General features: G+C 58.4%; 20 protein-coding genes and 1 riboswitch. Of the genes, 16 read left to right on the forward strand and 4 right to left on the reverse strand.

Annotated features, from left to right (window positions below; all coding sequences use genetic code 11):
- Nucleotides 1-19: 19 nt before the first annotated feature.
- Nucleotides 20-213, forward strand: a riboswitch (cobalamin riboswitch).
- A 110-nt stretch (nt 214-323) separates the two neighbouring features.
- Nucleotides 324-3,089: a ribonucleoside-diphosphate reductase subunit alpha gene (locus AC13D2_RS19680; protein ID WP_300495956.1), complete on the forward strand. Its 2,766-nt coding sequence runs from the start codon at nt 324-326 to the stop codon at nt 3,087-3,089.
- Nucleotides 3,061-4,182, forward strand: a complete 1,122-nt coding sequence (locus tag AC13D2_RS19685) for a ribonucleotide-diphosphate reductase subunit beta (protein WP_300495958.1) — start codon at nt 3,061-3,063, stop codon at nt 4,180-4,182. The genes AC13D2_RS19680 and AC13D2_RS19685 overlap by 29 nt, the downstream gene beginning before the upstream one ends.
- Nucleotides 4,183-4,220: 38 nt before the next feature.
- On the opposite strand, the gene AC13D2_RS19690 is transcribed toward AC13D2_RS19685, so the two are convergent.
- Complete coding sequence (locus tag AC13D2_RS19690) at nt 4,221-5,888, reverse strand: GMC family oxidoreductase (protein WP_300495961.1); 1,668 nt, start codon at nt 5,886-5,888, stop codon at nt 4,221-4,223.
- Nucleotides 5,889-5,915: 27 nt separating this feature from the next.
- Entirely contained in the window at nt 5,916-7,427 is a 1,512-nt protein-coding gene (locus AC13D2_RS19695; RefSeq protein ID WP_300495964.1) for a CoA-acylating methylmalonate-semialdehyde dehydrogenase, read from the reverse strand.
- Between the two features lie 189 nt (nt 7,428-7,616).
- Here AC13D2_RS19695 and AC13D2_RS19700 point away from each other — a divergent pair, with 189 nt between their 5' ends.
- Nucleotides 7,617-8,561 (forward strand): LysR family transcriptional regulator, encoded by a 945-nt coding sequence (locus AC13D2_RS19700; RefSeq protein WP_292049193.1) that lies wholly within the window; start codon nt 7,617-7,619, stop codon nt 8,559-8,561.
- Here AC13D2_RS19700 and AC13D2_RS19705 read toward each other — a convergent pair.
- Nucleotides 8,551-9,453, reverse strand: coding sequence for a LysR family transcriptional regulator (locus AC13D2_RS19705; protein ID WP_292049195.1), 903 nt, complete (start codon nt 9,451-9,453; stop codon nt 8,551-8,553). The genes AC13D2_RS19700 and AC13D2_RS19705 overlap by 11 nt on opposite strands.
- Before the next feature lie 91 nt (nt 9,454-9,544).
- Between AC13D2_RS19705 and AC13D2_RS19710 the strand changes: the two genes are divergently transcribed.
- The 3 genes from AC13D2_RS19710 to AC13D2_RS19720 all read left to right on the forward strand — a co-directional run bounded on the left by AC13D2_RS19710 (nt 9,545) and on the right by AC13D2_RS19720 (nt 12,055).
- Nucleotides 9,545-10,417, forward strand: a complete 873-nt coding sequence (locus AC13D2_RS19710) for a sterol desaturase family protein (RefSeq protein ID WP_292049196.1) — start codon at nt 9,545-9,547, stop codon at nt 10,415-10,417.
- A gap of 87 nt (nt 10,418-10,504) precedes the next feature.
- Entirely contained in the window at nt 10,505-11,017 is a 513-nt protein-coding gene (locus AC13D2_RS19715; RefSeq protein ID WP_292049197.1) for a hypothetical protein, read from the forward strand.
- Between the two features lie 69 nt (nt 11,018-11,086).
- Entirely contained in the window at nt 11,087-12,055 is a 969-nt protein-coding gene (locus AC13D2_RS19720; RefSeq protein ID WP_300495971.1) for a surface lipoprotein assembly modifier, read from the forward strand.
- A 10-nt stretch (nt 12,056-12,065) separates the two neighbouring features.
- Here the strand turns inward: AC13D2_RS19720 and AC13D2_RS19725 are convergent, their stop codons facing one another.
- Entirely contained in the window at nt 12,066-13,385 is a 1,320-nt protein-coding gene (locus AC13D2_RS19725) for a S8 family serine peptidase (protein ID WP_482939058.1), read from the reverse strand.
- A 142-nt stretch (nt 13,386-13,527) separates the two neighbouring features.
- On the opposite strand from AC13D2_RS19725, the gene AC13D2_RS19730 reads away from it, so the two are divergent.
- From AC13D2_RS19730 to betA, 10 genes are all read left to right on the forward strand, one after another.
- Nucleotides 13,528-14,019 (forward strand): RNA polymerase sigma factor, encoded by a 492-nt coding sequence (locus AC13D2_RS19730; RefSeq protein WP_041332886.1) that lies wholly within the window; start codon nt 13,528-13,530, stop codon nt 14,017-14,019.
- Nucleotides 14,016-14,741 carry a hypothetical protein gene (locus AC13D2_RS19735; protein WP_300495979.1) on the forward strand — a complete coding sequence of 242 codons (726 nt, stop codon included), beginning with the start codon at nt 14,016-14,018 and terminating at the stop codon, nt 14,739-14,741. Before AC13D2_RS19730 ends, AC13D2_RS19735 begins: the two co-directional genes overlap by 4 nt.
- A gap of 101 nt (nt 14,742-14,842) precedes the next feature.
- The gene (locus AC13D2_RS19740; protein ID WP_482939059.1) at nt 14,843-16,732 is read left to right on the forward strand and encodes a monovalent cation:proton antiporter-2 (CPA2) family protein; all 1,890 of its coding nucleotides are present in this window, start codon (nt 14,843-14,845) and stop codon (nt 16,730-16,732) included.
- 144 nt (nt 16,733-16,876) lie between these two features.
- Nucleotides 16,877-17,626: an NAD(P)H-dependent oxidoreductase gene (locus tag AC13D2_RS19745; protein WP_300495993.1), complete on the forward strand. Its 750-nt coding sequence runs from the start codon at nt 16,877-16,879 to the stop codon at nt 17,624-17,626.
- Between the two features lie 66 nt (nt 17,627-17,692).
- Nucleotides 17,693-18,799: a histone deacetylase family protein gene (locus AC13D2_RS19750; RefSeq protein WP_300495996.1), complete on the forward strand. Its 1,107-nt coding sequence runs from the start codon at nt 17,693-17,695 to the stop codon at nt 18,797-18,799.
- A gap of 147 nt (nt 18,800-18,946) precedes the next feature.
- Nucleotides 18,947-19,510 (forward strand): alkyl hydroperoxide reductase subunit C, encoded by a 564-nt coding sequence (ahpC, locus tag AC13D2_RS19755; RefSeq protein WP_007153032.1) that lies wholly within the window; start codon nt 18,947-18,949, stop codon nt 19,508-19,510.
- Between the two features lie 220 nt (nt 19,511-19,730).
- Nucleotides 19,731-21,323 carry an alkyl hydroperoxide reductase subunit F gene (gene ahpF, locus AC13D2_RS19760; protein WP_300496000.1) on the forward strand — a complete coding sequence of 531 codons (1,593 nt, stop codon included), beginning with the start codon at nt 19,731-19,733 and terminating at the stop codon, nt 21,321-21,323.
- A 197-nt stretch (nt 21,324-21,520) separates the two neighbouring features.
- Nucleotides 21,521-22,114, forward strand: coding sequence for a transcriptional regulator BetI (betI, locus tag AC13D2_RS19765; protein WP_007153034.1), 594 nt, complete (start codon nt 21,521-21,523; stop codon nt 22,112-22,114).
- A gap of 31 nt (nt 22,115-22,145) precedes the next feature.
- Nucleotides 22,146-23,612: a betaine-aldehyde dehydrogenase gene (gene betB, locus AC13D2_RS19770; RefSeq protein WP_292048920.1), complete on the forward strand. Its 1,467-nt coding sequence runs from the start codon at nt 22,146-22,148 to the stop codon at nt 23,610-23,612.
- A gap of 21 nt (nt 23,613-23,633) precedes the next feature.
- On the forward strand, nt 23,634-25,319 hold the full coding sequence (betA, locus tag AC13D2_RS19775) for a choline dehydrogenase (RefSeq protein WP_300496005.1): 1,686 nt from the start codon (nt 23,634-23,636) through the stop codon (nt 25,317-25,319).
- Nucleotides 25,320-25,450 lie beyond the last annotated feature (131 nt).

Consider the following 25,450-nt stretch of genomic DNA (forward strand, 5'->3'; position numbering starts at 1 on the left):
TATAGTGAACAAAGGTTGATCAATCTGAGATCGCCCTCGTCATGATGATCGTGGTACCGGGAATCCGGTGAGACTCCGGAACTGACGCGCAGCGGTATTGGGGAACGAGCGTGGCATAAAGACACTGGCGAATGCCGGGAAGTCGCCACGCAAGGCCGAGCCAACAGGTTCACGCCCCTGAGTCCGAAGACCTGCCAGGGAATACAACTGCACCTTCGCGTATCAAGGTGAGCAGATCGGTTTTGCGTTGTCTCTGTTCAGAGCAATGCTCGCCCCTGCGTACGCGAAGGTCTTGGCATAAACGCGTACTCAGGAGCACCGACATGTCCACTGCCACCCTGGCCGAGCCCGGCCAATCTGCCTCAACCAACACTGCCTCCCTACAGGTTATTAAACGTAATGGCGCCCTGGTTGGATTCGACGCCAGCAAAATCAGTGTTGCCGTGACCAAAGCGTTTCTTGCCGTCGAAGGCGATGATGCGGCAGGCTCGGCCCGTATCCACGATTCCGTGGAACAGGTTACCCATCAGGTCATGCAGGCCATCAGCCGACGCTTGAAAGCCGGCGGCAAGGTGCACATTGAAGATATCCAGGACCAGGTGGAGCTGGCGCTGATGCGGGCGGAGGAGCAGAAAGTGGCTCGCGCCTACGTGCTCTACCGGGAAGCCCATGCCCAGGAGCGGGCCAGCCTGGCGCCGGTGGAGGCCCATCCCACGTTAACGGTGAAAAAAACCAACGGTGAGGCCGCGCCGCTGGATCTGGGACTGATGAAGGTCCAGGTGGAGCGTGCCAGTCAGGGATTGGAGGGCATCAATGGCGAATCCCTGGTGGAAGGGGCGCTGCGGAACCTGTACGACGGTATTGCCGAGGAAGAGGTGTTGTCCGCCCTGATCATGACCGCCCGTGGCCGCATCGAACAGGAACCGGACTACAGTGCCGTGACCGCTCGTCTGCTGCTGGAACAACTGCGGCTGGAAACCGCGACCGCCCTCAAGCTGCCCCTCAGCCTGCCGTTGGCGGAAATATACCCGCAGGCCCTGAGCAGCTTCATTGAGCAGGGTATCCACTACGAACTGCTGGATGACGCCATGGCGGCGTTCGACCTGGAACGCCTGGGTGCTGCCCTCAAGCCGGAGCGGGACGATCAGTTTGGCTTCCTGGGCCTGCAGACCCTCTACGACCGTTATTTCCTCAACTGGAAAGGTGACCGGCTGGAATTGCCCCAAGTTTTCTTCATGCGCGTGTCCATGGGTCTGGCATTGCAGGAAGATGACCCTAATACACGGGCCATAGAGTTCTATGATCTGTTGTCGTCCTTCGACTACATGGCCTCCACGCCGACCCTGTTCAACAGTGGTACCCGCCATTCCCAGCTTTCATCCTGCTACCTCACCACCGTTCAGGATGACCTGGAGGGCATCTACGGCGCCATCCGCGACAACGCCATGCTGTCCAAATGGGCCGGCGGTCTGGGTAACGACTGGACGCCAGTCAGGGCTTTGGGCTCCCACATCAAGGGGACCAACGGCAGCAGCCAGGGCGTGGTGCCATTCCTGAAAGTGGTGAACGACACGGCGGTGGCGGTGAATCAGGGTGGCAAGCGCAAGGGTGCCGTGTGTGCTTATCTGGAAAGCTGGCACCTGGATATCGAGGAGTTCCTGGAGCTGCGCAAGAACACCGGCGATGAACGTCGTCGTACTCACGACATGAACACCGCTAACTGGGTACCGGACCTGCTGATCGAACGCATGCGCAGTGATCAGGACTGGACCCTGTTCTCGCCAAACGACACTCCGGACCTGCATGACCTGTACGGCAACGCCTTCAGGGAGCGGTACCAGGAATACGAAGCGATGGCGGCCAGGGGCGAGATTACTCTGTTCAAGACGGTGTCCGCCAAACAGCTCTGGCGCAAGATGCTGACCGTGCTGTTCGAGACCGGTCATCCGTGGATTACCTTCAAGGACCCGTGCAACCTGCGTTCGCCTCAGCAGCATTGGGGCGTGGTGCACAGCTCCAATCTATGCACCGAAATCACCCTGAACACCAGTGCGGATGAAATCGCGGTCTGCAACCTGGGCTCGATCAATCTGGCGGCTCATGTCCACAACGGTGGGCTCGACGTCCAGCGCCTCGAACGCACGGTCAATACCGCAGTCCGAATGCTTGATAACGTGGTCGACATCAATTACTACGCGGTCCCACAGGCCAGGAACTCGAATTTCAAGCATCGGCCTGTTGGTCTCGGCCTGATGGGCTTCCAGGATGCGTTGTATCGACTCAATCTGCCCTATACCGGCGCGGAAGCGGTGGAGTTTGCCGATGTGGCGATGGAGCAGATCAGTTATTTCGCGATCCGGGCCTCGGCGGTGTTGGCCGGCGAACGCGGTGCCTATGAGACCTATGAGGGCTCACTGTGGCACGAGGGGATCTTACCCATTGATTCCATCAACCTGCTAAAGGCGAACCGTCGTGAGGGCGATTTGAGCCTTAACACCGACACGCGCCTCGACTGGACTCCCGTGCGGGAGCTCATCGCCCGCAATGGCATGCGTAACAGCAATGTGATGGCCATTGCGCCAACGGCGACCATTTCCAACATCGTCGGTGTCTCCCAGTCCATCGAACCGGCGTACCAGAACCTGTTCGTGAAATCGAACCTCTCCGGCGAGTTCACGGTGGTTAATCCATCGCTGGTTCGTGATCTGAAAGCAGAGGGTTTGTGGGACAACGTGATGGTCAACGATCTCAAGTACTTCGATGGCAGTGTGCAGCAGATTGACCGGATTCCGGCAGCACTGAAGGCCCGCTACGCCACCGCCTTTGAGATCGATGCCCGCTGGCTGGTGGAGGCGGCGGCGAGGCGTCAGAAATGGCTGGATCAGGCCCAGAGCCTGAACCTCTACATGGCGGAGCCCAGCGGCAAGAAGCTGGACGAGTTGTACCAGCTGGCCTGGGAACGGGGGCTGAAAACCACCTATTACCTGCGCTCTCTGGGGGCCACAGGTGCCGAAAAAACCGCGCCGGTAGCAGCACCGCAACCACAGGTATGCAGCATTGATGAGCCGGACTGCGAAGCCTGCCAGTAAATCCGACCGCCACCAAGATTCTAGAGGTAGACAGATGCTTAACTGGGACGACGAACCAAACACCCAAACCCGCCCGGGCGCCCAGGAGGGTCCGGCCCCGGTCAATGTCGATGACAAACGCGTTATCAACGGCGAAACCGACATCAATCAGCTGGCACCCTTCAAGTATCCCTGGGCCTGGGAATACTTCATGAATGCCAACAAGAACCACTGGACACCGTTGGATGTGAACATGGCGCAGGACGTTCACGACTACCACCACCGCCTGTCCGCCCCGGAAAAGCACGTGTATGAGAACGTGCTGGCGTACCTCACCACCTCCGACATCCTGGCGATGCGTAACATCGGCCTGGCGGTGATGGAGAAAATGAGTGCTCCGGAATTGCAGATTTACCAGGCGCGGCAGGTGTACGAGGAAGCCATGCACACCTGGGCCTACCAGCACTGCATTGAAACCCTCAACCTGGACCAGAGCGAGATCTACAACCGCTATCGGGTGGTTCCAGCCATCAACGGCAAGATCCAGATGGCCAACCGGCGGCTGGATGCCGCCATGCGCTCTGACATGAACCTGCGTAACAAGGACGACCTGCAGGAATTCATCATGTCATACCTGTTCTTCGCAGCGGTATTTGAGGGTGCCTGGTTCTACAACGGCTTCAGCCCGATCTTCGCACTGCAGCGCCGGGGCCTGATGCGGGGCACCGGTGAGCAACTGCAGTACATCCTGAGGGACGAAGCCATGCACTTCTCGTTCGGGCTGAAAGTGGTGAATCAGATCCTGGAAGAGGAAAACATCACCCTGGACCCCAAAGCCGTGCGTGATATGTGGGACGAGTCCGAAGCCGCTGAAACCGCATACGCCAACTACATCCTGCGGGATCCGATTCTGGGCTATTCCGCGGAGTACCACAGCGAGCAGTTTCGTTTTGTGGCCAATCGCCGGGCCAGAACCGTGGGCCTGGAAGAACCGTTCCCGGGCGCGAAGAACGTCTCACCCTGGCTGGATGAGCAGGCCACCCTGCGCAAAGAGAAGAACTTTTTCGAAACCCGGGTCATTGAGTACCAGACCAGCGCGCAGTTGGAGTGGTAGCAACTTACTGACCTTCAGTCCGGCAAGCTGGCCGGCACTTACGTGCCGTTCAGAATCCAGCCTGCTGCTTTCTCCGCAATCATCAGTGTGGGGGAGTTGGTGTTACCACTGGTGATGGTCGGCATGACGCCGGCATCCACCACGCGCAGGCCAGCGACGCCACGAACTCTGAGGTGGGGGTCGACGACGGCCATGTCGTCGTCTGCCCGCCCCATGCGGGTGGTTCCCACAGGGTGAAAAATCGTGGTGCCAATGTCTCCAGCCAACCTGGTAAGTTCCTCATCGGTCTGGTACTGAAGGCCCGGCTTGAATTCTTCCGGCTCATACTTCGCCAATGCCTGTTGCTCTGCAATGCGGCGCGTTACCCGAAGAGAGTCCGCAGCGACCTTGCGGTCTTCCTCGGTGTTCAGGTAGTTGGGGGCAATGGCGGGCTTGATTCTGGAGTCTCTGCTACGAATACGCACGGTACCGCGGCTCGTCGGATTGAGGTTACAGACGCTGGCGGTAATGGCTGGAAAGTCATGCAACGGCTGGCCAAATGCCTCCAGACTCAATGGCTGAACGTGGTATTGGATGTTGGCGTGCTCATATTCTTCGGAACTGCGGGTAAACAGACAGAGTTGGGAGGGGGCCATGCTCATGGGGCCGGAGCGGGTAAGCAGATATTCCAGCCCAATTCGTGCCTTGCCAATCAGTGAATTGGCCATGGTGTTCAGGGTCTTCGCGCCCCGAACTTTGTAGACCGATCGAATCTGTAGGTGATCCTGAAGATTCTCGCCGACGCCGGGTAAGTCGGCAACAACCGGGATATCGTGCTCCCGAAGCAGATCCGCCGGGCCAATGCCCGACAGCTGCAGCAACTGGGGGGATCCGATAGCGCCGGCTGAGAGGATGACTTCGCGGCGGGCGTTGGCGGTCACTTCCCCCTCTCCCGCTCGCTCCACACGCACGCCGGTGCATCGGGGCATTTCACCTGCCGCCATGTCCAGCGCCATGACATGGGTGGAATGCCACAGTGTCAGGTTAGGGCGCGTCCTGGCTGGCCGCAGGAACGCCTTCGAGGTACTCCAACGCCAGCCGGAGCGCTGGTTGACTTCGAAGTAGTCAACGCCTTCGTTGTCGCCGCGGTTGAAGTCCCGGGTCCGGGGAATGCCAGCCTGAACGCAGGCGCTGGCAAAGTCCTCCAGAACGGTCCATTTCAGCCGCTGATGCTCGATCCGCCACTCACCGCCGTGGCCGTGGTAATTCCCGTGTTCCGGATCGGCGTCGCCCTCTTCGTCCAACCGGTAGTGATCCTCATGACGCATAAAGTCGGGCAGGCAGTTATTCCATGACCACGCCTGCTCTCCGGTAACCTCGGCCCAGTGGTTGTAATCCCGGGCCTGGCCACGAATGTAGAGCATGCCATTGATGCTGGAGCAGCCACCCAGGGTTTTCCCCCTGGGGTAGATCAGTGATCGACCGTTCAGGCCGGGGTCCGGCTCGGTGCGAAAGCGCCAGTCAGTGCGCGGATTGTCGATGCAATAGAGGTAGCCTACTGGAATATGGATCCAGTGGTAGTTGTCACGGCCACCCGCCTCGATCAGCAGCACCCGGTTGGCAGGGTCGGCGCTCAGACGGTTGGCCAGCAGGCAGCCGGCAGAGCCGGCCCCGACGACGATGTAGTCAAACTCGTGCTGCCCGTGTGCATTGTTGTTATTGGACATGGTCTGTCTCCCGGACTGGTTTGCGTGTTACTTGGCGGTTGGCATCACAAACTCGGCGCCGGCATCAATGGAGTCTGACCAGCGCTGCATAATGGATTTCTGCCGAGTGTAGAATTTTACGCCCTCTTCACCGTAGGCATGGGTGTCGCCAAACATCGAGCGTTTCCAGCCACCGAATCCGTGCCAGGCCATGGGAACCGGAATGGGTACGTTGATGCCGACCATGCCAATCTGAATGCGACGGCCAAATTCACGGGCGACGCTGCCGCTCTCGGTGAAACAGCTGACACCGTTGCCGAATTCATGATCATTGATCAGGCGGATGGCAGTCGCAACATCGGGAACCCGCACACAGGCCAGCACCGGGCCGAAGATCTCTTCCCGGTAAATCGTCATCTCCGGAGTGACGTGATCAAACAGCGTGCCACCCATCCAGAAACCTTCGCCACAGCCTTCGCCCGTTGACGCTGCATCGAAGTCGCGGCCGTCGACCACCAGTTCAGCGCCTTCAGCAACACCTTTATCAATATAACCGGTAATGCGCTGGTGAGCGCTGGCACTGACAATCGGACCCATTTCGGCGTCCAGATCCATGCCGTTCCTGACCTTTAGGCTCCGCGCCCTCTCTGCCAGCCTGGGGATCAGCTTGTCAGCGACATCACCGACCAGAACCGCCACGCTGATTGCCATGCAGCGTTCGCCGGCACTTCCGTAACCAGCGCCAATGAGTGCATCCACGGCTTTGTCCAGATCGGCATCGGGCATAACCACCATGTGGTTCTTGGCGCCGCCGAGAGCCTGAATGCGCTTGCCGTGGCGGGCGCCTTTTTCGTAGATCAGATTGGCAATCGGAGTAGAGCCGACAAAACTCAGCGCCATAACGTCCGGGTGCTCAATTAGGGCCTCCACGGCGCCCTTGTCGCCCTGCACGACGTTGAAAACGCCGTCGGGCAACCCGGCCTTCTGAAGCAAGTCAGCAATCATCAGAGAAGCGCTGGGATCGATCGGGCTCGGTTTGAGTACGAATGTGTTACCGGCGGCGATCGCCACCGGGAACATCCACATGGGCACCATCACCGGGAAGTTGAAGGGAGTGATGCCGGCAACCACACCCAGCGGCTGGCGCATGGTCCAGTTGTCGATGCCAGTGCTGACCTGGTCGGTGTAATCGCCTTTCAAAAGCTGTGGAATGCCGCAAGCGAATTCGACAATGTCGATGCCCCGGGCAACTTCCCCCTGGGCGTCGGTGAAGACCTTGCCATGTTCGCGAGTAATCGTTTCGGCCAGTTCGTCTTTGTGTTGGTTAAGCAGCTCCAGGAACCTGAACATGACACGTGCGCGACGAATCGGTGGGGTGTCCGCCCAACTTAGGAAGGCGGCAGACGCAGCGGCCACGGCCTGATCAACATCACCACGGTTGGCAAGAGCGGTCTGGCCCGAGACTTTGCCGGTAGCGGGATTGAATACGTCCTGAGTCTGGCCGGATCTGCCTTCTGAAATTTGCCCATTGATATAATGCTGGATCGTTGGAGTGCTCATGGTTGTCTTTACCTGCTTTTTGATTCAGTTTTTTTGTAAGGGTTCTAGAAGCCATTAATCAGGGCATTCGTCGCCGTTGGATAATAATTGAACAGATAATTTACGGTCGGTCAGGTACCGAAGCAATTGAGTTATTTTAAATCATGATATAAGTAATTCTTATATTGTAATTCTGAAGAGGAGACGGCTATGCAGCACTTGCAGGGATTACGCGCCTTTGTGTGTGTGGCTCGTGAAGGGAGTGTTTCCAGGGCTGCCGAGCGACTGCATCTGACACAGCCGGCTGTGAGCCTGAAACTGAAACAGCTGCAGGATGATCTTGGCCTCAGGCTTTTTCGGCGTAAGCCGCAGGGTTTGGTGCTGAGTGCGGATGGCCAAAACCTGTTGCCGGTGGCCGAAAAGGCGTTGGCGGGAATAGCCGCATTTGAGCAAAGCGCCCAGGCATTGCACAGCACGGTTCGTGGACGCCTTAAGATTGGCACCATCGTGGATCCGGAATTTATCCGCCTGGGGTCGTTTCTACGCCAATTGGTGGCTCGCGCGCCGCAACTTGAAACCGAGCTGCATCAGGGGATGAGTGGCCGGGTTCTGGAACAGGTTCGCAATGGCAGCCTGGACGTGGGGTTTTTTCTTGCCCCACCAGGTCTGGGCGCTGGACAGTCGTCGCCAGAGTTAATGTACAGAGAGCTGACCCGGTTTGACTATCACGTTATTGCACCGGCGGGATGGGCATCACGGGTGGCGGACAGTCGCTGGTCGAGCCTCGCCGGGCTGCCCTGGATCGTGACGCCGCCGGATTCAGTGCACAATCGATTATTGGCTGACGCAATGGCGCCTCACGGATTGGTTCCAAATGGGGTGGCACAGGTCGACCAGGAAGCCTGCATGCTGGATCTGGTCAGGGCGGGCGTCGGGCTCAGCCTGGCCCGGGATGCCCTGGCAATGGCAGAGCGACAGGAACGGGGGCTGGTCGTTGTGGATGGCGTGCGCATCCCCTGTGCCCTGAGTTTTATCTGGCGCAAGGACCGTGAGGACGAGCTGGTGATTGCAGAGGCACTGGAGGCTCTTGCCGGTGTGTGGTTGTTTGAAACTCTTGATGACATCGATCGTGAAAGCCGGCCCATTAGCCTGTGACGCTTTCCATCAGATGCTGGCGGAACCACTCGTGGGCCGGGTCGCTGTCCATGACGGGGGCCCAAAGCAGGTAGACGGGTAACGGGGGCACCTCTACCGGAAACGGCAGGGTCTTCAGCCCGAATGCGCGGGCGTACTGTTGGGCCAGACGTTCGGGCACCGTGGCAATCATGTCGGAGCGGCTGCAGGTGGCCAGCATACTGGCGAACTGGGTGACCCTCGCCCCGGTTCTCCGTTGCCAACCCGGTTCGTTGAGGATCTGGTCCAGGGGCAAGCGCCGGTTCCGATCCGGCAGTACGACGTGTTCGGCGTCCAGAAACTGCTGCTTGCTGCAATCGCCCCGCAGATCGGGGTGGTCTTTTCGTGCCACCACTGCAAGCCTTTCCGCCAGAAGCACTTGCCGCCGTAATCGATCGTTCTCCGTTGCAAAGGCATCCACGGCAAGATCCGCTTCGGCGGTATACAGCCTCTGGGGCATGTCATCGCCGGCCAGGGCAACCTCCACCACCACATTGGGCGCCTCGCTTCTCAGGCGGGTCAGTAACGTTGGTAACACCACCATTTCGAAATAGTCGTTGCTGAGCACGCGAAAGCGTCGCTGGCTGGTCCCGGGCACAAAGCGATTGGCCGGGTCCAGCGTGTCCCGCATGGCCCCCAGTTGTTGGCTGAGACTTCTGTGCAGCTCACGGGCGCGGGGCGTCGGCACCATACCCTGATGGGTACGCACAAACAGGGGATCACCCAGGGTATGACGCAGGCGCTGCAATGCGGCACTGATCGCCGGCTGGCTCATGCCCAGGGAATCGGCGGCGCGGGAGAGCTGCCCGGCTTCCATTATGGCGTCGAAGACCGGCAGCAGGTTGAGATCGACACTTCGTAAATTCAGTTTCATGGATAATACTTATAGCAAATATTGAATAGAAAAATATAGCTCTCCCCAGTAGCGTCAGAAGACGTACAAACCCTCGTCTCGGAGAACAATAATGGATGATCAGAAACTGACGATGCTGGTTACGGCTTTTATTGTGGTCACCGCCCTCTGGGAGGTGCTAAGCGGCCGTACCCGTGACGGCCGAAAGAATAAGCAGGACTGGCGCATGGCGTTCCTGGCCACGTTCATGATGGTGGCCGTGCAGCGGCCGCTGGTGCTGCTATTGCTGACGCTTGGCCTGTCAACGTTGCTTCCCGGCAGCGCCGGTTCACTGGCCTGGCTCGAGCAGTCGTATTTCTGGCCCACATTGATTGTGTTTTTCTGCGTGGAGGAGTTTATCCACGGCAGTTTCCACCTGTTTGCCCACCGGCGCCGACCCAATAACCGTGTTCTGCAATGGGTTCAGGCGTTTTACAAGATGAGCCACCGCCCGCACCACATGTCGGGGGGCCAGGACAACAAGGGCCAATTGACGGTAACGCAGACCTTCGTCAACGGCTGGGCCTGGTGGTTGATCATGCCCAATTACACCTTTCAGTTGCTGTGCCTCTATCTGGGGCTGGTAGAGGTGTTCCTGATTGCCACCGCCTTCAAGGGTCTATGGGCGGCCCATACTCATGTGAACTGGAACTATGACCTGTACTTCCACAACCACCGCTGGGCCTGGGTGCGCAGGACCATGTGGGCACTGGCGCACATTCTGGTGTTTCCCACTCAGCATCACCATCATCATGCCCGCGGGCCCAATTCAGCGAAGAATGTGACCTCCACACTGGCGATCTACGATTGGCTGGTGTTTGGCACCCTCGCCATTGAAACCAGCAAACCCAAGGTCTACGGCTGGCGCCAGAAAGAGCTGGAGGCGAACAGTGTGCTGAAACGCTATTTCTGCTGGGATGTCCGCTCTTACGTGCCAAAAACCTAGACGGTGAATTTTTTTGGAATAAACACCAGGCTCAGCCGTCTCCCTGATGAAAGCCACCCGAAACGGGTAAATCAGGAGGACGTAACCATGAAAAAGCACGTACTGACACTCGCAATCTGTTCCATCCTTTCCACCGGCGCTTTCGCCGCTGAAGGGTCTGGCTCGGCCAATGCCAACGCGCAGGCTGAGACCAACATGAGTGCGGAAGCCAGCACCCGCAACGGTGTTTCCGCGAACGGTGGTGCCTCTGCAAGCGCAGAGGGCAGTGTCAACGGCGAAGCCGCTCGAGACGAAGCTGCCGACCAACGCCAGGCGGCCAGCGAAGAAGCCCGCGGAAGGGCCAATCAGGCGGTCAGCGCCGGTGTCGAAACTGGCGAGAAAGTGCGAGCAACCGCTGATGCCACAGCGGATACAGCTCGCGATGAAGCCGGTGAGAAGCGCGAACAGGCGCAAGAGCGCATGAATGAGGCTCGAAATGCCGAGATTCGCGCTGAAACCAATCAGCAGATCGGAACGTCAGTATCTGAGAGCGTCCGGAGTGAAGTGCAGAGCACCGTCAAGGGGACCGTGAAAGGGTCCGGCAGTGGCGGCCTACTGTAACAATTCCTCCAGACTCGCCGGGCCCTATGGCCCGGCTTTCTTTTGGACGCCCAACTTAAAGGAGCAGACATGCAGCTGATTCCACGTATTCTGACATTGCCGCTGGCCATTGGCTTGGCGTCACCGGCATTGATGGTTCAGGCGCAGGAGAAAGCGTCGGCGACTGGATATCTTGAAGGCGGTTATGAGCACGACAGCAACGTGACCGTGGACGAACTGAACACGTCCGCCGATGAGAGCGATCAGGCCTGGGTTTTCGACGCCGGTCTGGAAGGTATCCTGAAACCCACCGAGCGATTGAACGTGACGCTCGGCTATTCGCTCTCGGGCAGACGGTACCAGAACCTTGATGAATTCGATCAAAACATTCACCTGCTGTCGGCCGATGTCAGTTATGACTTCGACCCGGTCACCGTTGGCACCAGTTATTACTATTCCCACGCAACCCTGGGATCGGACCCATTCCTTGATTTCCGGCGTGCCAGTGTCTACCTGGGCAGCCTGCTCGCGGAGGACGTTTATCTGCGGGGCAGCCTGCAGGACAAGCGCAAGGAATTTGATGACAGTGATGCGCGGGATGCCGAGATAAAAGGTGCCAGCCTGGATGCGTTTTTCTTTTTCAACCAGGCCCAGAGCCACTTTCTAATCGGCCTCGACGGTGATCGCGAAGATGCGGAGGCGAAAGCCTACGACAACGACCTGTTTCGGGTTCGGGTAGCGCTGGTGCATCGGTTTACCCTGGCCGGCGAGGAAAACCGGTTGCGGTTTGGCTGGCGCTATGAGGACAGAGAATATGAAGAGGTGACCGTCACCAGCACCGATCCGGTTCTGACGGACCCTCTGACCGGCGACCTTACCGAACGCTCGAGCAATGAGCGGGCGGACAAAGCCCGTATTCTGGAGGCCAGCTGGCGGATCGGGCTTAACGAGGTATTCAGTGTTGAGCCCAGTGTTTCCTGGGGCCAGTATACCTCGAACGTGGATTCCGCCGATTACGACAAGACCGTGGCGGGGGTGACACTCAGGGCGGATTTCTGAACCCCGGCGGTCAGAAATCCAGAAAGCCGTGACCGAATTCGGTGTCGCGGCCAGGACGGCCAAGATCCTTCGCTGCATTGATCAGGGCACCAACGGCCTTGTTTTCCGAAAGTTTATTACGTCGGCAGGCCAGTGCAGCGGCAACCACCGGTGACGCCAGCGAGGTACCGCTGTCTGCAGCCATGCCGGCGTCAGGATGCGCTACCGGAACGGTGACGCCGTTGCTGGCAAACATCACCTGTTCACCCCGATTGGCCCAGCGGTAGAGCTTCCCGGAACGGTCCGCCGCCGTCACACCGATCACTTCCGTGTAGGCGGCCGGATATAATGGCGGGGCAGAGGGCCCTTGATTGCCGACCGCCGCAACCATCAGCACGCCGCGTTCCCTGAGGCGGTTCACCGCCGCAGCGAGAAGCTGGTTGTCCGGGCCTGTCAGGCTGATGTTGATCACGGACAGATCCTGACCGGCCAGCCAGTTCAGGCCTTCCAGTAAATGGCCAAGTGTGGCGCCTGAGAGGCTGCGATCCCGGTCATAGAACACCGACGCGTTGAAGATCGTTGCCTGCGGCAGCCGGGCAGGCCATTGCCCAGGGCGGTTGCCGACCAGCAGGCTGGCGACGGCCGTGCCGTGAATTGTCGGCTCAGTCAGTGCCCCATCCACTTCCGCCAATGCCAGAAAACGCTCCTGCACAATCTTTGCGTCGCCAAATACCCAATGGTCGGTGGCAATCGACGTGTCCACCATTCCAATGCGAACCGGTACGGTGCAGAGGCTATGCCATTGCGGGATTCCGGTTTCGGGTGAGGGTTCTTTGGCGCCCGTCTGTGGTGCGTAGATATGATTGCGGTCCAGCCGATCCGCGAGCTCTGGCAGGGCGGCCCCTAAGGCTTTATGAGAATCCAGCTCGGCAGTGACCCGGAACCGAACGACGGTCATTCCCAGGCCGGTCAGCTCGTGGCGCCCGAGAACCGTGATCCCGGGCCGGTCAAGGCGGGCGAGTTCCGGAGCGGTACCGGTCACCAACCACTGACTTTCCACCGCCCGGGCACCGTCGTCCAGTCGAATATCATTGAACGCTTTCTGTCCCTGACGCGTGAGAATGGGAAGGACCGACGGTAACTCCACGAGTTGTTCCATCAGCTCTGTGGCCTGTGCGTTGATTTGTTTCTCAAGGCGACGGTCCATGGCCTGCTCCACCATGCGCTGCGTCTTCTGTTCGATCTGGCGGGTTATCGGATCTATCTGACCGCTGGTTACGTCGCCGACACCGATGGATAAGGCCGGCGCAGAAAGCGTGCAAAGTGCGATAGCAGGGAACAAGTGTCTCATGGGAAAAGGTTTCATCGTGCCCGTCCGACTGATGATGTGTGTCATACGATACAACGGCCCGGCGGAAAAAAAATTCCTTGGTCCATGGAATAAATCGGTTTCACGGCCGTTTTACCGATAACACCTTTGGAAGTTGAAGGCTATGAAAGAGGAAATCACCGAATTATTACCAAGGCTCCGACGATTCGCCTACTCGTTGACCGGCTCCCTGTCAGACGCCGACGACCTGCTGCAGAATACGGTGGAGCGCTTGTTGACCAGGGACATGCCGGACGACGCCGACCTTACCAAGTGGGCGTTCCGGGTTTGCCGTAATGTCTGGATAGACGAGTGCCGAGCGCGCAAGGTTCGGCGAGACGCAGCAGAACACCCGGAGCTGACGGATGGGCAGGTGATCAATGGCGAGCACCAGACCACCAAAGAGATCGAGTGGCACCGGGTGGACGCTGCCATGGCAAGGTTGCCCCAGGATCAGCGCCAGATCATATCCCTGGTGGCGATCCAGGGCATGCCCTACAAGATCGTGGCTGAGATTCTGGAGGTACCCAAGGGCACGGTGATGAGCCGGCTGGCCCGAGCCAGGGCGGCGTTAAGTGAGGCTCTGGCGCCTGTAACCATGAGGACCGATTCATGAACATGACTAACGAAACCCTGTCGGCTTTCCTCGATAACGAACTAACTGACGCGGAGATGGAGGCCGTTCGGGACCAACTCGAGAAGGATCCGACGCTGGCCGATCGACTGGCCGATATGGCGTCGGTGGATGCCGAGCTGCAGGCCCATTACGGATCGATTGATGATCGTCCTTTGCCCGCATCGATCACCCAAATGCTGGAAGAAAAGGCCTCCCGGGGTGCTACACCTGCGCAGGACAATGTGGTCGCCTTTCCGTGGTGGCGAAGGCTGCCCGGACACACGGGTAAAGCTGTCGCCGCCGCAATCATCGCGGGGGTGGCGCTGACGCAATGGCTGACCGTGGCAACGAACGGCGATCCGATGTCGCCCGCAGTGGCAGACGTTCTGGATAGCCAGCCCAGTGGCGAGGTATACCAGGTTAATGACCAGGCGAACGTGACGCCGAGACTGACGTTCCAGAGCCAGGCCGGTCAATGGTGCCGCCAGTTCCGCCTGGAGACACAAACGTCCGCGTCGGAGCAAATTGCCTGTCGCACCGGCACAGGTTCCTGGGAGCAGGTGGCCACGGCCGAAGCAGAGCCTTCCCTGGCATCTGATGCATACCAGACGGCGAGCGGTGGCAGTGTGCTTGACGAGGAATTGGATCGGATGATGGCCAAGCCCGCCATCGGGCCCAGCCAGGAACGTGCGTTGCTTGAACAGCACTGGCGGAGTGATTAACGATCCTGCATCCCAGAGGTTTGCGGTTACGGTGGATGGCAACACGGGGGAATCCAGCTAGTATCAAGGTGTTTATCATTCGCTGACCTGATGGAGCTGTAATGACCGAATACTTTATCCAGGCGTTTATCTATCTGACCGCCGCTGTTGTCGCGGTGCCATTGGCGAAGCGCCTGGGATTGGGTTCGGTATTGGGGTATCTGGTGGCCGGTGTCGTTATCGGGCCGGTGACGGGGCTGGTAGGGCAAGAAACCGCAACCATTCAGCATTTCGCCGAATTTGGTGTGGTCATGATGCTGTTTCTGGTGGGCATGGAACTGGACCCGAAATCCCTCTGGGCCATGCGGATTCGCTTGCTGGGCCTGGGCGGTCTGCAAGTGGTGCTTACCTCTGCTGCCGGAATGGCGATTGCCTGGTGGATGGGGCTGCAATGGCAGACCACCGTCGCCGTTGGCCTTATCTTCTCGTTATCTTCCACCGCCATTGTTCTGCAGACCCTGAACGAGAAGGGGCTCAGTAAAACCGAGGGTGGCCGGGGTGCTTTCTCGGTGCTGTTGTTCCAGGACATTGCCGTTATTCCGATGCTGGCGGTGATTCCCCTGCTGGCGATATCCGAACTGGCGGGCGTTGGGGCGACGGATCCGGGGCACCAGGGCGGTTTCAGCCTGGTGGCGCATCTGCCGGGATGGGCTCACGCCCTGGTGGTGATCGGCTCTGTGACCACGGTGATCGTCGGCGGTCATTTCCTGAGTCGGCCCCTGTTTCGTTACGTGGTTCAGTCCGGTATGCGGGAGGTTTTTACAGCCACCGCTCTGATGCTGGTGATCGGTATTGCCGCGCTGATGAGTGTCGTCAATCTGTCGCCGGCGCTTGGGGCTTTCCTCGCCGGTGTGGTGCTGGCCAACAGCGAGTTCCGTCACGAACTCGTGGCCAACATCGAACCCTTTAAAGGGCTACTGCTCGGGTTGTTTTTCATCACAGTGGGCGCCGGTATCAACTTTGAGATGCTGGCAGCGCAATGGGGCACTGTGATCACATTGGCGCTGGCGGTTATCCTGGTCAAGGCAGCCATTCTGTTGCTCCTTGCATTGTTATTCGGGCTGCGGGGCCGTGATGGCTGGTTGTTCACCCTGGGGCTGGCACAGGCCGGCGAATTCGGCTTCGTGCTGCTGACCTACAGCATGCAGAACAGTGTGATCCCCACAGACATCGTCCAGCTTCTGGGGTTGGTGGTGGCGTTGTCCATGTTCCTTACGCCGCTGTTGTTCATTGCCTACGACCGGCTGATCCTGCCGCGGTATCGTGAAGCCCGCAATGAGCAGCGGGAAGCCGATGTGATCGAGGAGCAGGCGCCAGTGATCGTGGCCGGGGTTGGACGATTTGGCCAGATTGTGTGCCGGTTATTGCGCGCCAACAAGATTCCCATTGTCGCGCTGGACCTGGCTCTGGATCAGATCGAAAACCTGCGACGTATCAATATCAAGAGCTATTTCGGTGATGCCAGCCATACGGGGTTATTGGAAACGGCGGGCATCGCCCACGCGCGCTTGCTCGTGGTTGCAATTGATGACAGGGATCGAGCTGTGTCGCTGGTGCACCACGTCAAGCAACACTACCCCGGCGTCTGGGTTCTGGCACGGGCGTTCGACCGGGGCCATGGCTATCAATTGCGCCAGGCCGGCGCTGACGACGTCGTCAGCGAAACCTACCACTCTGCGGTGGAGCTGGGCGGGCATGCGCTGACCGCATTCGGCGTTCACCCATTGCGGTCGCGACAGATGACCTGGGCGTTTATCAATAATGAAAAGTCCCACGAGGACGAGCTGTTCGACGCCTGGAAGGAAATCGAAGAGGGTATCCGCTTTAGCCCCCGTTATGGTGAGCTGTTCATGAAGCTGGAGGATACCCTGAGCGATGTGATGCAACAGGACTGGGAACCGCCCCGTCGTGAGGAGGTGCCCTTGTGGTCACCTCCCAAAACGGATGAGTAAGGCCTGCCTGGGGAGCGTGCCCTCTCTTGCCATTGCTTCACCACTTGTTCTTTTATGCAAACAATGTTCTCAAACATTTGGAATACATGTCCATAATCGAACAGGTTAGTCTGAATTCACCGAAACACTAAGGAGAATTCAGGCATGAAGGTACTGATCGTTCTGGCCCACCCGGAAAGGCGGTCATTCAGTGGTGGTTTGGTGGATGTGGCTACAGAAACCCTGAATCTGGCTGGGCATGAGGTAGAAATAGACGACCTCTATGGAGAAGGCTTTGACCCGGTGGAGCGTTCGTCGTGGTATGGCAAGCGGCAGGATGAGTGCTATTTTGCGCCGCTGACGGAGCAGCGGGCTCACTATGATGCCAATGCATTACCTCAAGATGTTCAGCGCGAGATCGCTCGGCTGAATTGGGCCGATCTGGTGATTTTCCAGTTTCCGCTGTGGTGGCATTCTCAACCCGCCATATTGAAGGGCTGGTTTGATCGCGTGTTGGTTTATGGCGGACTTTATTCGGGAAGCATGCGCTACGATCGCGGCTATTTTCGCGGTAAACAGGCGATGTGTTCTGTAACCACTGGTTCTCCGGAGCAGGCGTTCATGCCGTTTGGCCGTGCCGGTAATATGGTGGAGTGGCTGTGGCCGGTTCACTCTTCACTGTATTACGTGGGTTATGACGTGCTGGCGCCGCACCTAAGCTATGGAGTACAGGGTGGTGGCATCAGCTACCAGGGTGAAGGTGCATTCCGGGATCATCTGGGCGCACTGAAAGACCAATGGGCGCGCCGTTTGTCGGGAGTGGAACAGGACTTGCCAATTCCGTTTACTGGCTGGAATGACTGGGATGGTGTCGGCGTGCTCAAACATGCACATCCAATGCGCTGGCGATTGTGAGCAACGTTGTGATTTGCCCTGATAAGACTATGATTGTGCTAAGGCCCGACAGAGGAGAGCATCGCCTTGTCACAACAGCGGGACGTCACCGTCTTTTATGATGAACGGGTGTTGGCCCATCACCCTGATACCAACATGGATTTCCTGCCCGGTCGCCTGGACAAACGGGTACGTTCCATTCTGTCGGGGCTTAATGTGCAGTGGAAGTACCCGGAGCATCCGGGCCGTATTACCGCGATCATGGACTTGCTCGCCCGTGACCCCATTCCCGGTGTTCGGATCGAGCCAGGTAAAGCGGCAACGCCAGACCAGTTGAGCCGGGTTCATACCACTTCCTTCCTGGACGACATATTCTCACTACGGGACGAAAGTGCGTGGCTGGATGTCGATACCACAGCCGTTTCACCGGGCAGTGTTGAAGCCGCCGAAGTGGCGGCAGGTACCGCTATCGCAGCCGTGGAAGCGGTGGTTGAGGGCCGCACGAACAGCGCCTTCGCGATGGTCAGGCCGCCTGGCCACCATGCCGAACCAGTGCGCGCAAGGGGGTTCTGCCTTTTCAATAATGTTGCTGTTGCGGCCGCACACGCGCAGGCAGAGTTGGGCTGTGAACGGGTATTGATCGTCGATTGGGACGCCCACCATGGCAATGGCACCCAGGATATCTTCTGGGCTGATCCGGACACCATGTTTTTTGATATTCACCGGGCTGCGCCTTTCTACCCGGGTAGCGGAGCATTAACCGACGTAGGTGCCGGCCTGGGCGAGGGCACCACCATCAACGTTCCCATGCCCGGTGGCGCGGGGGACGTAGCCTATCTCAAAGCGCTACGCGAAATTTTGGTACCCGCCGCCGACTATTTCAAACCGGACCTGGTACTGGTCTCCGCCGGCTTTGATGCCCATTGGTACGACCTGGCGCTCAATGTGTCCTACGAAGGCTTCGCGGCCATGACGGGCATTGTTCAGGAGATTGCGGACAAGCACTGTAATGGCCGGCTGGCCATGGTGCTGGAGGGCGGTTACAATACCGAATCATTGTCTCATGGCGTGCACGCAGTGCTTCGGGCACTGGCCGGTGGCACGTTGACGGAACCAAGGGTCTGCGGCATGGAAGAAGTGGACGCTGCCATTGACTTTCATAAGGGCGCCTTCGAGCCCGATAACACGGATTAGTCTTTTCCTGCAGCCTTCCCAGAATCAAAATAGCGGTTTCCTATCGAACGGCTAAAAACAATCAATTTGAATGTTTTTGATCAAATCAATACCTTAGCCAACTCACGTTAGCCAATGCCTAAACTCAACCAACTGGAGATATCTACTATGGGTATGATTAACAGCGAAATTAAACCGTTCAACGCCACCGCCTTTAAGGGCGGCGAGTTTGTTGAAATTTCCGAAGCCGATGTAAAAGGTAAGTGGTCGGTATTTTTCTTCTACCCGGCCGACTTCACTTTCGTTTGCCCGACCGAGCTGGGCGACGTGGCCGACAAGTATGAAGAGCTTCAGAAGCTGGGTGTGGAAGTGTTCTCCGTATCCACCGACACCCACTTCACCCACAAGGCGTGGCACAGCAGCTCCGAGACTATCGGCAAGATCAACTACTTCATGGTAGGCGACCAGACCGGCACTATCACCAACAACTTCGGTGTGATGCGTGAAGGCCAGGGCCTGGCAGACCGCGCTACCTTCCTGATCGACCCGGATGGCGTTATCCAGGCCATGGAAATCACTGCCGAAGGCATCGGCCGTGACGCTGATGACCTGCTGCGCAAGGTAAAAGCGGCTCAGTACGTTCGTAACAATCCCGGCGAAGTTTGCCCGGCCAAGTGGAAAGAAGGCGAAGCGACTCTGACGCCGTCACTGGACCTGGTTGGCAAGATCTAAGGTTTCGGTAACAGTGAAACCTGAAAAAGGCCCGCTCTGCGGGCCTTTTTCGTTTCTATCCAATTGATTTATCGATTTGAATAGCAAAGGCCTATCAAATACTTTGGATCAATTAATTTGAGCTTGGACGGGCCAGTCCGTATCGTTCTCCTATATTCGATTCACGACTCAAACCGAGTTCGCACATTCAGTTTAAAGCTATCCAAAGGGGAAAAAGAGCATGTTGGATGCCAGTATCAAGGAACAGTTGAACGCCTACATGGACAAGCTGCAGCAGCCGATCGAGCTGGTTGCTGCTTATGACGACAGCGATAAGTCCCAGGAACTGAAGCAGTTGCTGGACGAGCTCGAGCCCATGTCTGACAAGATCAGCCTGCGTACGGAAGAGTCAGAGCAAGTACGTCGCCCGTCATTTGCCATCAATCGTGTTGGCAGCGACATCGGCGTGCGATTCGCCGGCATCCCCATGGGTCATGAGTTTACCTCCCTTGTGCTGGCGCTGTTGCAGGTAGGTGGTCATCCGCCGAAAGCCAGCGAAGACGTGATTGAACAGGTCAAAAACCTGGACGGCGACTTTGAGTTTGAAACCTACTTTTCGCTGTCGTGCCAGAACTGCCCGGACGTGGTCCAGGCGCTGAATCTGATGAGCGTCCTCAATCCAAGGATCAAGCATACGGCGATCGACGGTGCCCTGTTCCAGGACGAAGTCGAGCAGCGCGAGGTCATGGCGGTGCCCAGCGTTTATCTCAATGGCAAGCCGTTTGGCCAGGGTCGCATGACTCTGGAGCAGATTATCGCGAAGGTCGACACCGGTGCCGAGGCTCGTGACGCTGACAAGCTCAAGCAAAAAGACCCGTTCGAGGTGTTGGTCATCGGAGGTGGCCCGGCGGGTTCTTCAGCCGCTATCTACGCGGCACGCAAGGGCATCTCTACCGGTATTGCCGCCGAACGTTTCGGCGGACAGGTGGCGGACACCATGGGCATCGAGAACCTGATTTCCGTGCCCTACACCGAAGGCCCCAAGCTGGTGGCGGCGATGGAGCAGCACGTCAAGGAATACGACGTGGACATCATGAACCTGCAACGCGCGGAGAAGCTGATTCCGGCGGCCCGCAAGGGTGGCTATCATGAAGTACGGTTGGCCAATGGTGCCTCTTTGAAGAGCCGCACGCTGGTCCTGTCCACGGGTGCCCGCTGGCGCCAGATGGGGGTTCCGGGTGAAGAGGAATACCGCAATAAAGGTGTGGCCTATTGCCCGCACTGCGACGGCCCGTTGTTCAAGGGCAAGCGTGTGGCGGTGATCGGCGGCGGTAACTCCGGCGTGGAAGCGGCCATCGACCTTGCCGGTATTGTTGGCCACGTGACTCTGATTGAGTTCGGCGCGGCTATGCGAGCAGACGATGTGCTGCAGAAGAAACTGCGCAGCCTGAAGAATGTGGAAATCATCACCTCGGGCCAGACCACAGAGATTACCGGCGAGAACGGCAAGGTAAACGGCCTGCAGTATACCGACCGCACAACCGGAGAGAGCCACCATGTATCGCTGGAAGGCGTGTTCGTCCAGATCGGCCTGGTGCCGAACACCGAGTGGCTGAAAGGCGACATCGAGCTGAGCCAGCATGGCGAGATCATTGTTGACGAGCGCGGTGAAACCTCCATTCCGGGCGTGTTTGCCGCCGGTGACGTCACCACCGTGCCCTACAAGCAGATCGTGATCTCCATGGGTGAAGGCTCCAAGGCCGCCCTGAGCGCGTTCGATTTCCTGATTCGAAACTCCGTTGATGAGAGCGAGAGCGACGAAGCGGCGGCCTGAACCTCCGCTAAACAGGTTCACACACGGCTGACCCCTAACCAGTTCGTGTTTTTCAGCCCTGCTGTCCGGCTTCCGGATAGCGGGGCTTTTTTATGGGCGTCTCTTGGGAGTGGGTCGGTTAGGTTGTACAAGTCGATTACTTTCTGTACACTTTATTTTAATTGAACGTTCAATTAATAAAACGGACAGGAAACGCGATGCCGATTGTTGGCGTGAAAGACACCCGAAAGCAGCAACTGATTGATGCCACCATGGCGTCTATTGCCGAGCTGGGGCTGCAGAACACCACCATCATCTCCATCAGCCGTCGTGCCGGCATGTCGTCCGGCATCATCAGCCATTATTTCGGTGGTAAGCAGGGGCTGATCGAAGCCGCGTTGCGTTATTTGTTGGACCAGTTGGGGAAGGAGCTGCGGGAGCGGATGGCCCGCACCGATGGGTCGCCGGAACAACGCCTTCAGTGCATCGTGGAAGCCAACTTTTCCGAGTTTCAGCGCACCGATCTGGCAGCAAAGACCTGGCTCAGCTTCTGGGCCCGCTCCATGCACGAGCCGGGTTTGCAGCGCCTGCAGCAGATCAACAACGCCAGGCTGTACAGCAATCTGCGTTATTCCTTCGCCCAGCGTTTGCCAAAACAGGCCGCCACCGAAGCTGCCCGCCAGCTGGCGTCGATGATCGACGGCTTCTGGCTGCGCAGCGCCCTGAGTACCGATCCTCAGGAAGGCTTCTCGGCGGCGGAAACGCTGTGTAAACGATTTGCATTGAACGCACTCGAATCCACCCTTAATTAACCCCGAATTCACACGATCAGGTTTGAACCCCATGACTGAATTGCCCCGTTATCAGAACTTTATCAACGGCCAGCCCATGGCCAATGCCTCCGGCGAAACCTTCCCGGTTGTGAATCCGGCCACGGGCGAGGTGATCTATGAAATGGAAATCGCCGATGAGGCTGTAAAAAAGTCCGCGATAGACAGCGCCCAGGCCGGCTTCAAGGTCTGGTCTGCGATGACCGGTGCCCAGCGTGGCCGTATTCTCCAGCGTGCCGTGGCGTTACTGCGGGAACGTAACGACGAATTGGCCGCGCTGGAAGTTCAGGACACTGGCAAACCCTGGCAGGAAGCCCAGGTTGTTGACGTGGTGACCGGTGCGGACACCCTGGAATACTTTGCCGGCCTGGCCGCGTCCGTTGAAGGTGGCCAGCAGGACCTTGGCGGGGATTTCTATTACACCCGTCGTGAACCGCTGGGTGTGTGTGCGGGTATCGGTGCGTGGAACTATCCGCTGCAGATTGCCTGCTGGAAGTCCGCCCCGGCCCTGGCAACGGGTAACAGCATGATTTTCAAGCCCTCGGAGGAAACTCCGATGGGCGCCCTCAAGCTGGCTGAGATCTTTGTTGAAGCCGGTGTACCGGCGGGTGTGTTCAACGTGGTCCAGGGCGCGGGTGATGTTGGTGCCTGGCTGACTCACAACCCCGATATTGCCAAGGTGTCGTTCACCGGAGAAGTCGGCACTGGCCGGAAGGTAATGACCGCAGCCGCCTCCACCCTGAAAGACGTCACCATGGAGCTTGGCGGTAAATCACCGCTGATTGTTTTCGACGATGCGGATATCGATAACGCGGTTTCCGCGGCCATGCTGGGTAACTTCTACACCCAGGGCGAGATCTGCACCAACGGCACCCGCGTGTTCGTGCACCAGGACATCTATTCCGAATTTATGGACCGGTTGCTCGAGCGCACTCTGAACAACATTCGCATGGGTGATCCCACCGACCCGGACACCAACTTCGGCGCGCTGATCTCGCAGAAGCACCAGCAACTGGTGCTGGATTACATCGAGAAAGGCATTGCCGAGGGCGCCACCCTCAGTCATGGCGGTAAGGCCGCGAAGCCGGCCTCCGCGCCTGGCGGTTACTTCGTGGAGCCCACCATCTTCACCAACTGTACCGATGACATGACCATCTGCCGCGAGGAAATCTTCGGGCCGGTGATGTCGGTACTGACCTTCTCCGACGAGGAGGAGGTGATCGGCCGTGCGAACAGCACGGATACGGGTCTGGCAGCTGGGGTGTTCACCAACGATATCCGTCGCGCCCACCGGGTGATTCACCGCATCCAGGCTGGCATCTGCTGGATCAACAGCTATGGAGCATCGCCTGCGGAAATGCCGGTGGGTGGCTACAAGCTCTCCGGTGTTGGCCGCGAAAACGGCCGCGTCACACTCGATCACTACACCCAACTGAAGGCGGTGTACGTGGGCATGGAGGACATAGACAGTCCGTTCTAAGCGGTCTGTTCGGAGTTGCGTATGAAAGAAGTGAACTACGATTACATCATTGTCGGCGCGGGGTCTGCAGGCTGTGTGCTGGCCAACCGGCTTACCGAGGATGGCCGCCACCGGGTGCTGCTGCTGGAAACCGGCGGCAGCGACAAGAGCATCTTTATCCAGATGCCGACGGCACTGTCCATCCCCATGAACACCAAAAAATTCGCCTGGCAGTTTGAGACTGAGCCGGAACCCTACCTGGATAACCGCCGCATGCACTGCCCCCGGGGAAAGGTGCTGGGTGGCTCTTCCTCCATCAACGGCATGGTTTACGTACGTGGTCATGCCCGTGATTTCGACGAGTGGCAGGAGCAGGGCGCCGAAGGCTGGGACTATCGTCACTGTCTGCCCTACTTCAAGAAGGCGGAAACCTGGGCCTTTGGCGCTGATGACTACCGTGGTGACCAGGGCCCGCTGGGCGTGAACAACGGCAATAACATGCAGAACCCGCTCTACAAGGCCTTTGTGGACGCAGGCGTGGATGCCGGTTATTTCGCCACCAACGACTACAACGGCGAGCGCCAGGAAGGTTTCGGCGCCATGCATATGACCGTCAAGAATGGCCGTCGCTGGTCCACGGCCAATGCCTATCTGCGCCCGGCCATGGCGCGGGACAATCTGACAGTGGTCACCCATGCACTGGTGCACAAGGTGTTGCTGGAGGGCAAGCAGGCTACCGGCGTGCGCTACGAGAAAGACGGCAAACGGGTGGATGTTACAGCGTCAGAGGAAGTGATCCTGTCGGCCGGCTCTATTGGTTCACCCCATCTTTTGCAGCTTTCCGGCATTGGCAACCGCGACGTACTGGAGCAGGCCGAAATCCCCGTCAATCACGAACTGCCCGGTGTCGGCGGCAACCTGCAGGATCATTTGGAGTTCTACTTCCAGTTCCGCTGCAAGCAGCCGGTTTCTCTCAATGGCAAGCTCGACTGGTGGAACAAGCTCAAGATCGGTGTTCGCTGGTTGCTTAAGAAAGACGGCCTGGGCGCCACCAACCACTTCGAGTCCTGCGGATTTATCCGCTCCAAGGCGGGGGTCGAATGGCCGGACCTGCAATATCACTTTCTGCCAGCGGCCATGCGGTATGACGGTAAAGAAGCCTTCAACGGCGATGGCTTCCAGTTGCACGTCGGTCATAACAAGCCCAAGAGCCGTGGCTCAGTGACTGTGCAGTCCGACGACCCGCGCCAGCCGCCGCGCATACAGTTCAACTACCTGCAGCACGAGGATGACCGCGAAGGCTTCCGTGATTGTGTGCGCCTGACCCGTGAGATTGTCAGCCAGCCTGCTATGGATGCCTATCGAGGACCCGAAATCCAGCCCGGTGTTGATGTGCAGAGTGACGAGGAAATTGACGCCTTTGTCCGCCAGGCGGTGGAAAGCGCCTATCACCCTTCCTGCACCTGCAAGATGGGTGTGGATGACCAGGCAGTCGTAGGGCCCGACACACGGGTTCATGGCCTCACCGGCCTGAGGGTAGTGGACTCGTCCATCTTCCCCACCATTCCCAACGGCAACCTCAATGCTCCCACCATCATGGTGGCGGAGCGTGCCGCTGACCTCATTCGTGGCGTGGCGCCACTGAATCCGTCTGACGCCCCTGTGGCGATGGACGAGCAATGGCGTGATCGCCAGCGTCCCGGAGGGGCCGCGCGCGGGATCGCCTGATACCGTTCCCGGCGGCGCAATGGCCGCCGGTTGTTATGCAAACCATCAGGACTTACCTATCGTCGCTGCGGCGCGATAACCGTGCCGTTCTGAGCGCGCGATAGTTAAGTGTTGACCCGTCAACGCGGGGG

Source organism: Marinobacter sp. B-12 (assembly GCF_056857915.1).

Excerpts from the sequence above, each read along its gene's own strand:
- AC13D2_RS19680 (WP_300495956.1), top strand. The coding sequence starts at position 324 with ATGTCCACTGCCACCCTGGCCGAGCCCGGCCAATCTGCCTCAACCAAC.
- AC13D2_RS19685 (WP_300495958.1), top strand. The coding sequence starts at position 3,061 with ATGAGCCGGACTGCGAAGCCTGCCAGTAAATCCGACCGCCACCAAGAT.
- AC13D2_RS19690 (WP_300495961.1), bottom strand. The coding sequence starts at position 5,888 with ATGTCCAATAACAACAATGCACACGGGCAGCACGAGTTTGACTACATC.
- AC13D2_RS19695 (WP_300495964.1), bottom strand. The coding sequence starts at position 7,427 with ATGAGCACTCCAACGATCCAGCATTATATCAATGGGCAAATTTCAGAA.
- AC13D2_RS19700 (WP_292049193.1), top strand. The coding sequence starts at position 7,617 with ATGCAGCACTTGCAGGGATTACGCGCCTTTGTGTGTGTGGCTCGTGAA.
- AC13D2_RS19705 (WP_292049195.1), bottom strand. The coding sequence starts at position 9,453 with ATGAAACTGAATTTACGAAGTGTCGATCTCAACCTGCTGCCGGTCTTC.
- AC13D2_RS19710 (WP_292049196.1), top strand. The coding sequence starts at position 9,545 with ATGGATGATCAGAAACTGACGATGCTGGTTACGGCTTTTATTGTGGTC.
- AC13D2_RS19715 (WP_292049197.1), top strand. The coding sequence starts at position 10,505 with ATGAAAAAGCACGTACTGACACTCGCAATCTGTTCCATCCTTTCCACC.
- AC13D2_RS19720 (WP_300495971.1), top strand. The coding sequence starts at position 11,087 with ATGCAGCTGATTCCACGTATTCTGACATTGCCGCTGGCCATTGGCTTG.
- AC13D2_RS19725 (WP_482939058.1), bottom strand. The coding sequence starts at position 13,385 with ATGAGACACTTGTTCCCTGCTATCGCACTTTGCACGCTTTCTGCGCCG.
- AC13D2_RS19730 (WP_041332886.1), top strand. The coding sequence starts at position 13,528 with ATGAAAGAGGAAATCACCGAATTATTACCAAGGCTCCGACGATTCGCC.
- AC13D2_RS19735 (WP_300495979.1), top strand. The coding sequence starts at position 14,016 with ATGAACATGACTAACGAAACCCTGTCGGCTTTCCTCGATAACGAACTA.
- AC13D2_RS19740 (WP_482939059.1), top strand. The coding sequence starts at position 14,843 with ATGACCGAATACTTTATCCAGGCGTTTATCTATCTGACCGCCGCTGTT.
- AC13D2_RS19745 (WP_300495993.1), top strand. The coding sequence starts at position 16,877 with ATGAAGGTACTGATCGTTCTGGCCCACCCGGAAAGGCGGTCATTCAGT.
- ahpC (WP_007153032.1), top strand. The coding sequence starts at position 18,947 with ATGGGTATGATTAACAGCGAAATTAAACCGTTCAACGCCACCGCCTTT.
- ahpF (WP_300496000.1), top strand. The coding sequence starts at position 19,731 with ATGTTGGATGCCAGTATCAAGGAACAGTTGAACGCCTACATGGACAAG.
- betI (WP_007153034.1), top strand. The coding sequence starts at position 21,521 with ATGCCGATTGTTGGCGTGAAAGACACCCGAAAGCAGCAACTGATTGAT.
- betB (WP_292048920.1), top strand. The coding sequence starts at position 22,146 with ATGACTGAATTGCCCCGTTATCAGAACTTTATCAACGGCCAGCCCATG.
- betA (WP_300496005.1), top strand. The coding sequence starts at position 23,634 with ATGAAAGAAGTGAACTACGATTACATCATTGTCGGCGCGGGGTCTGCA.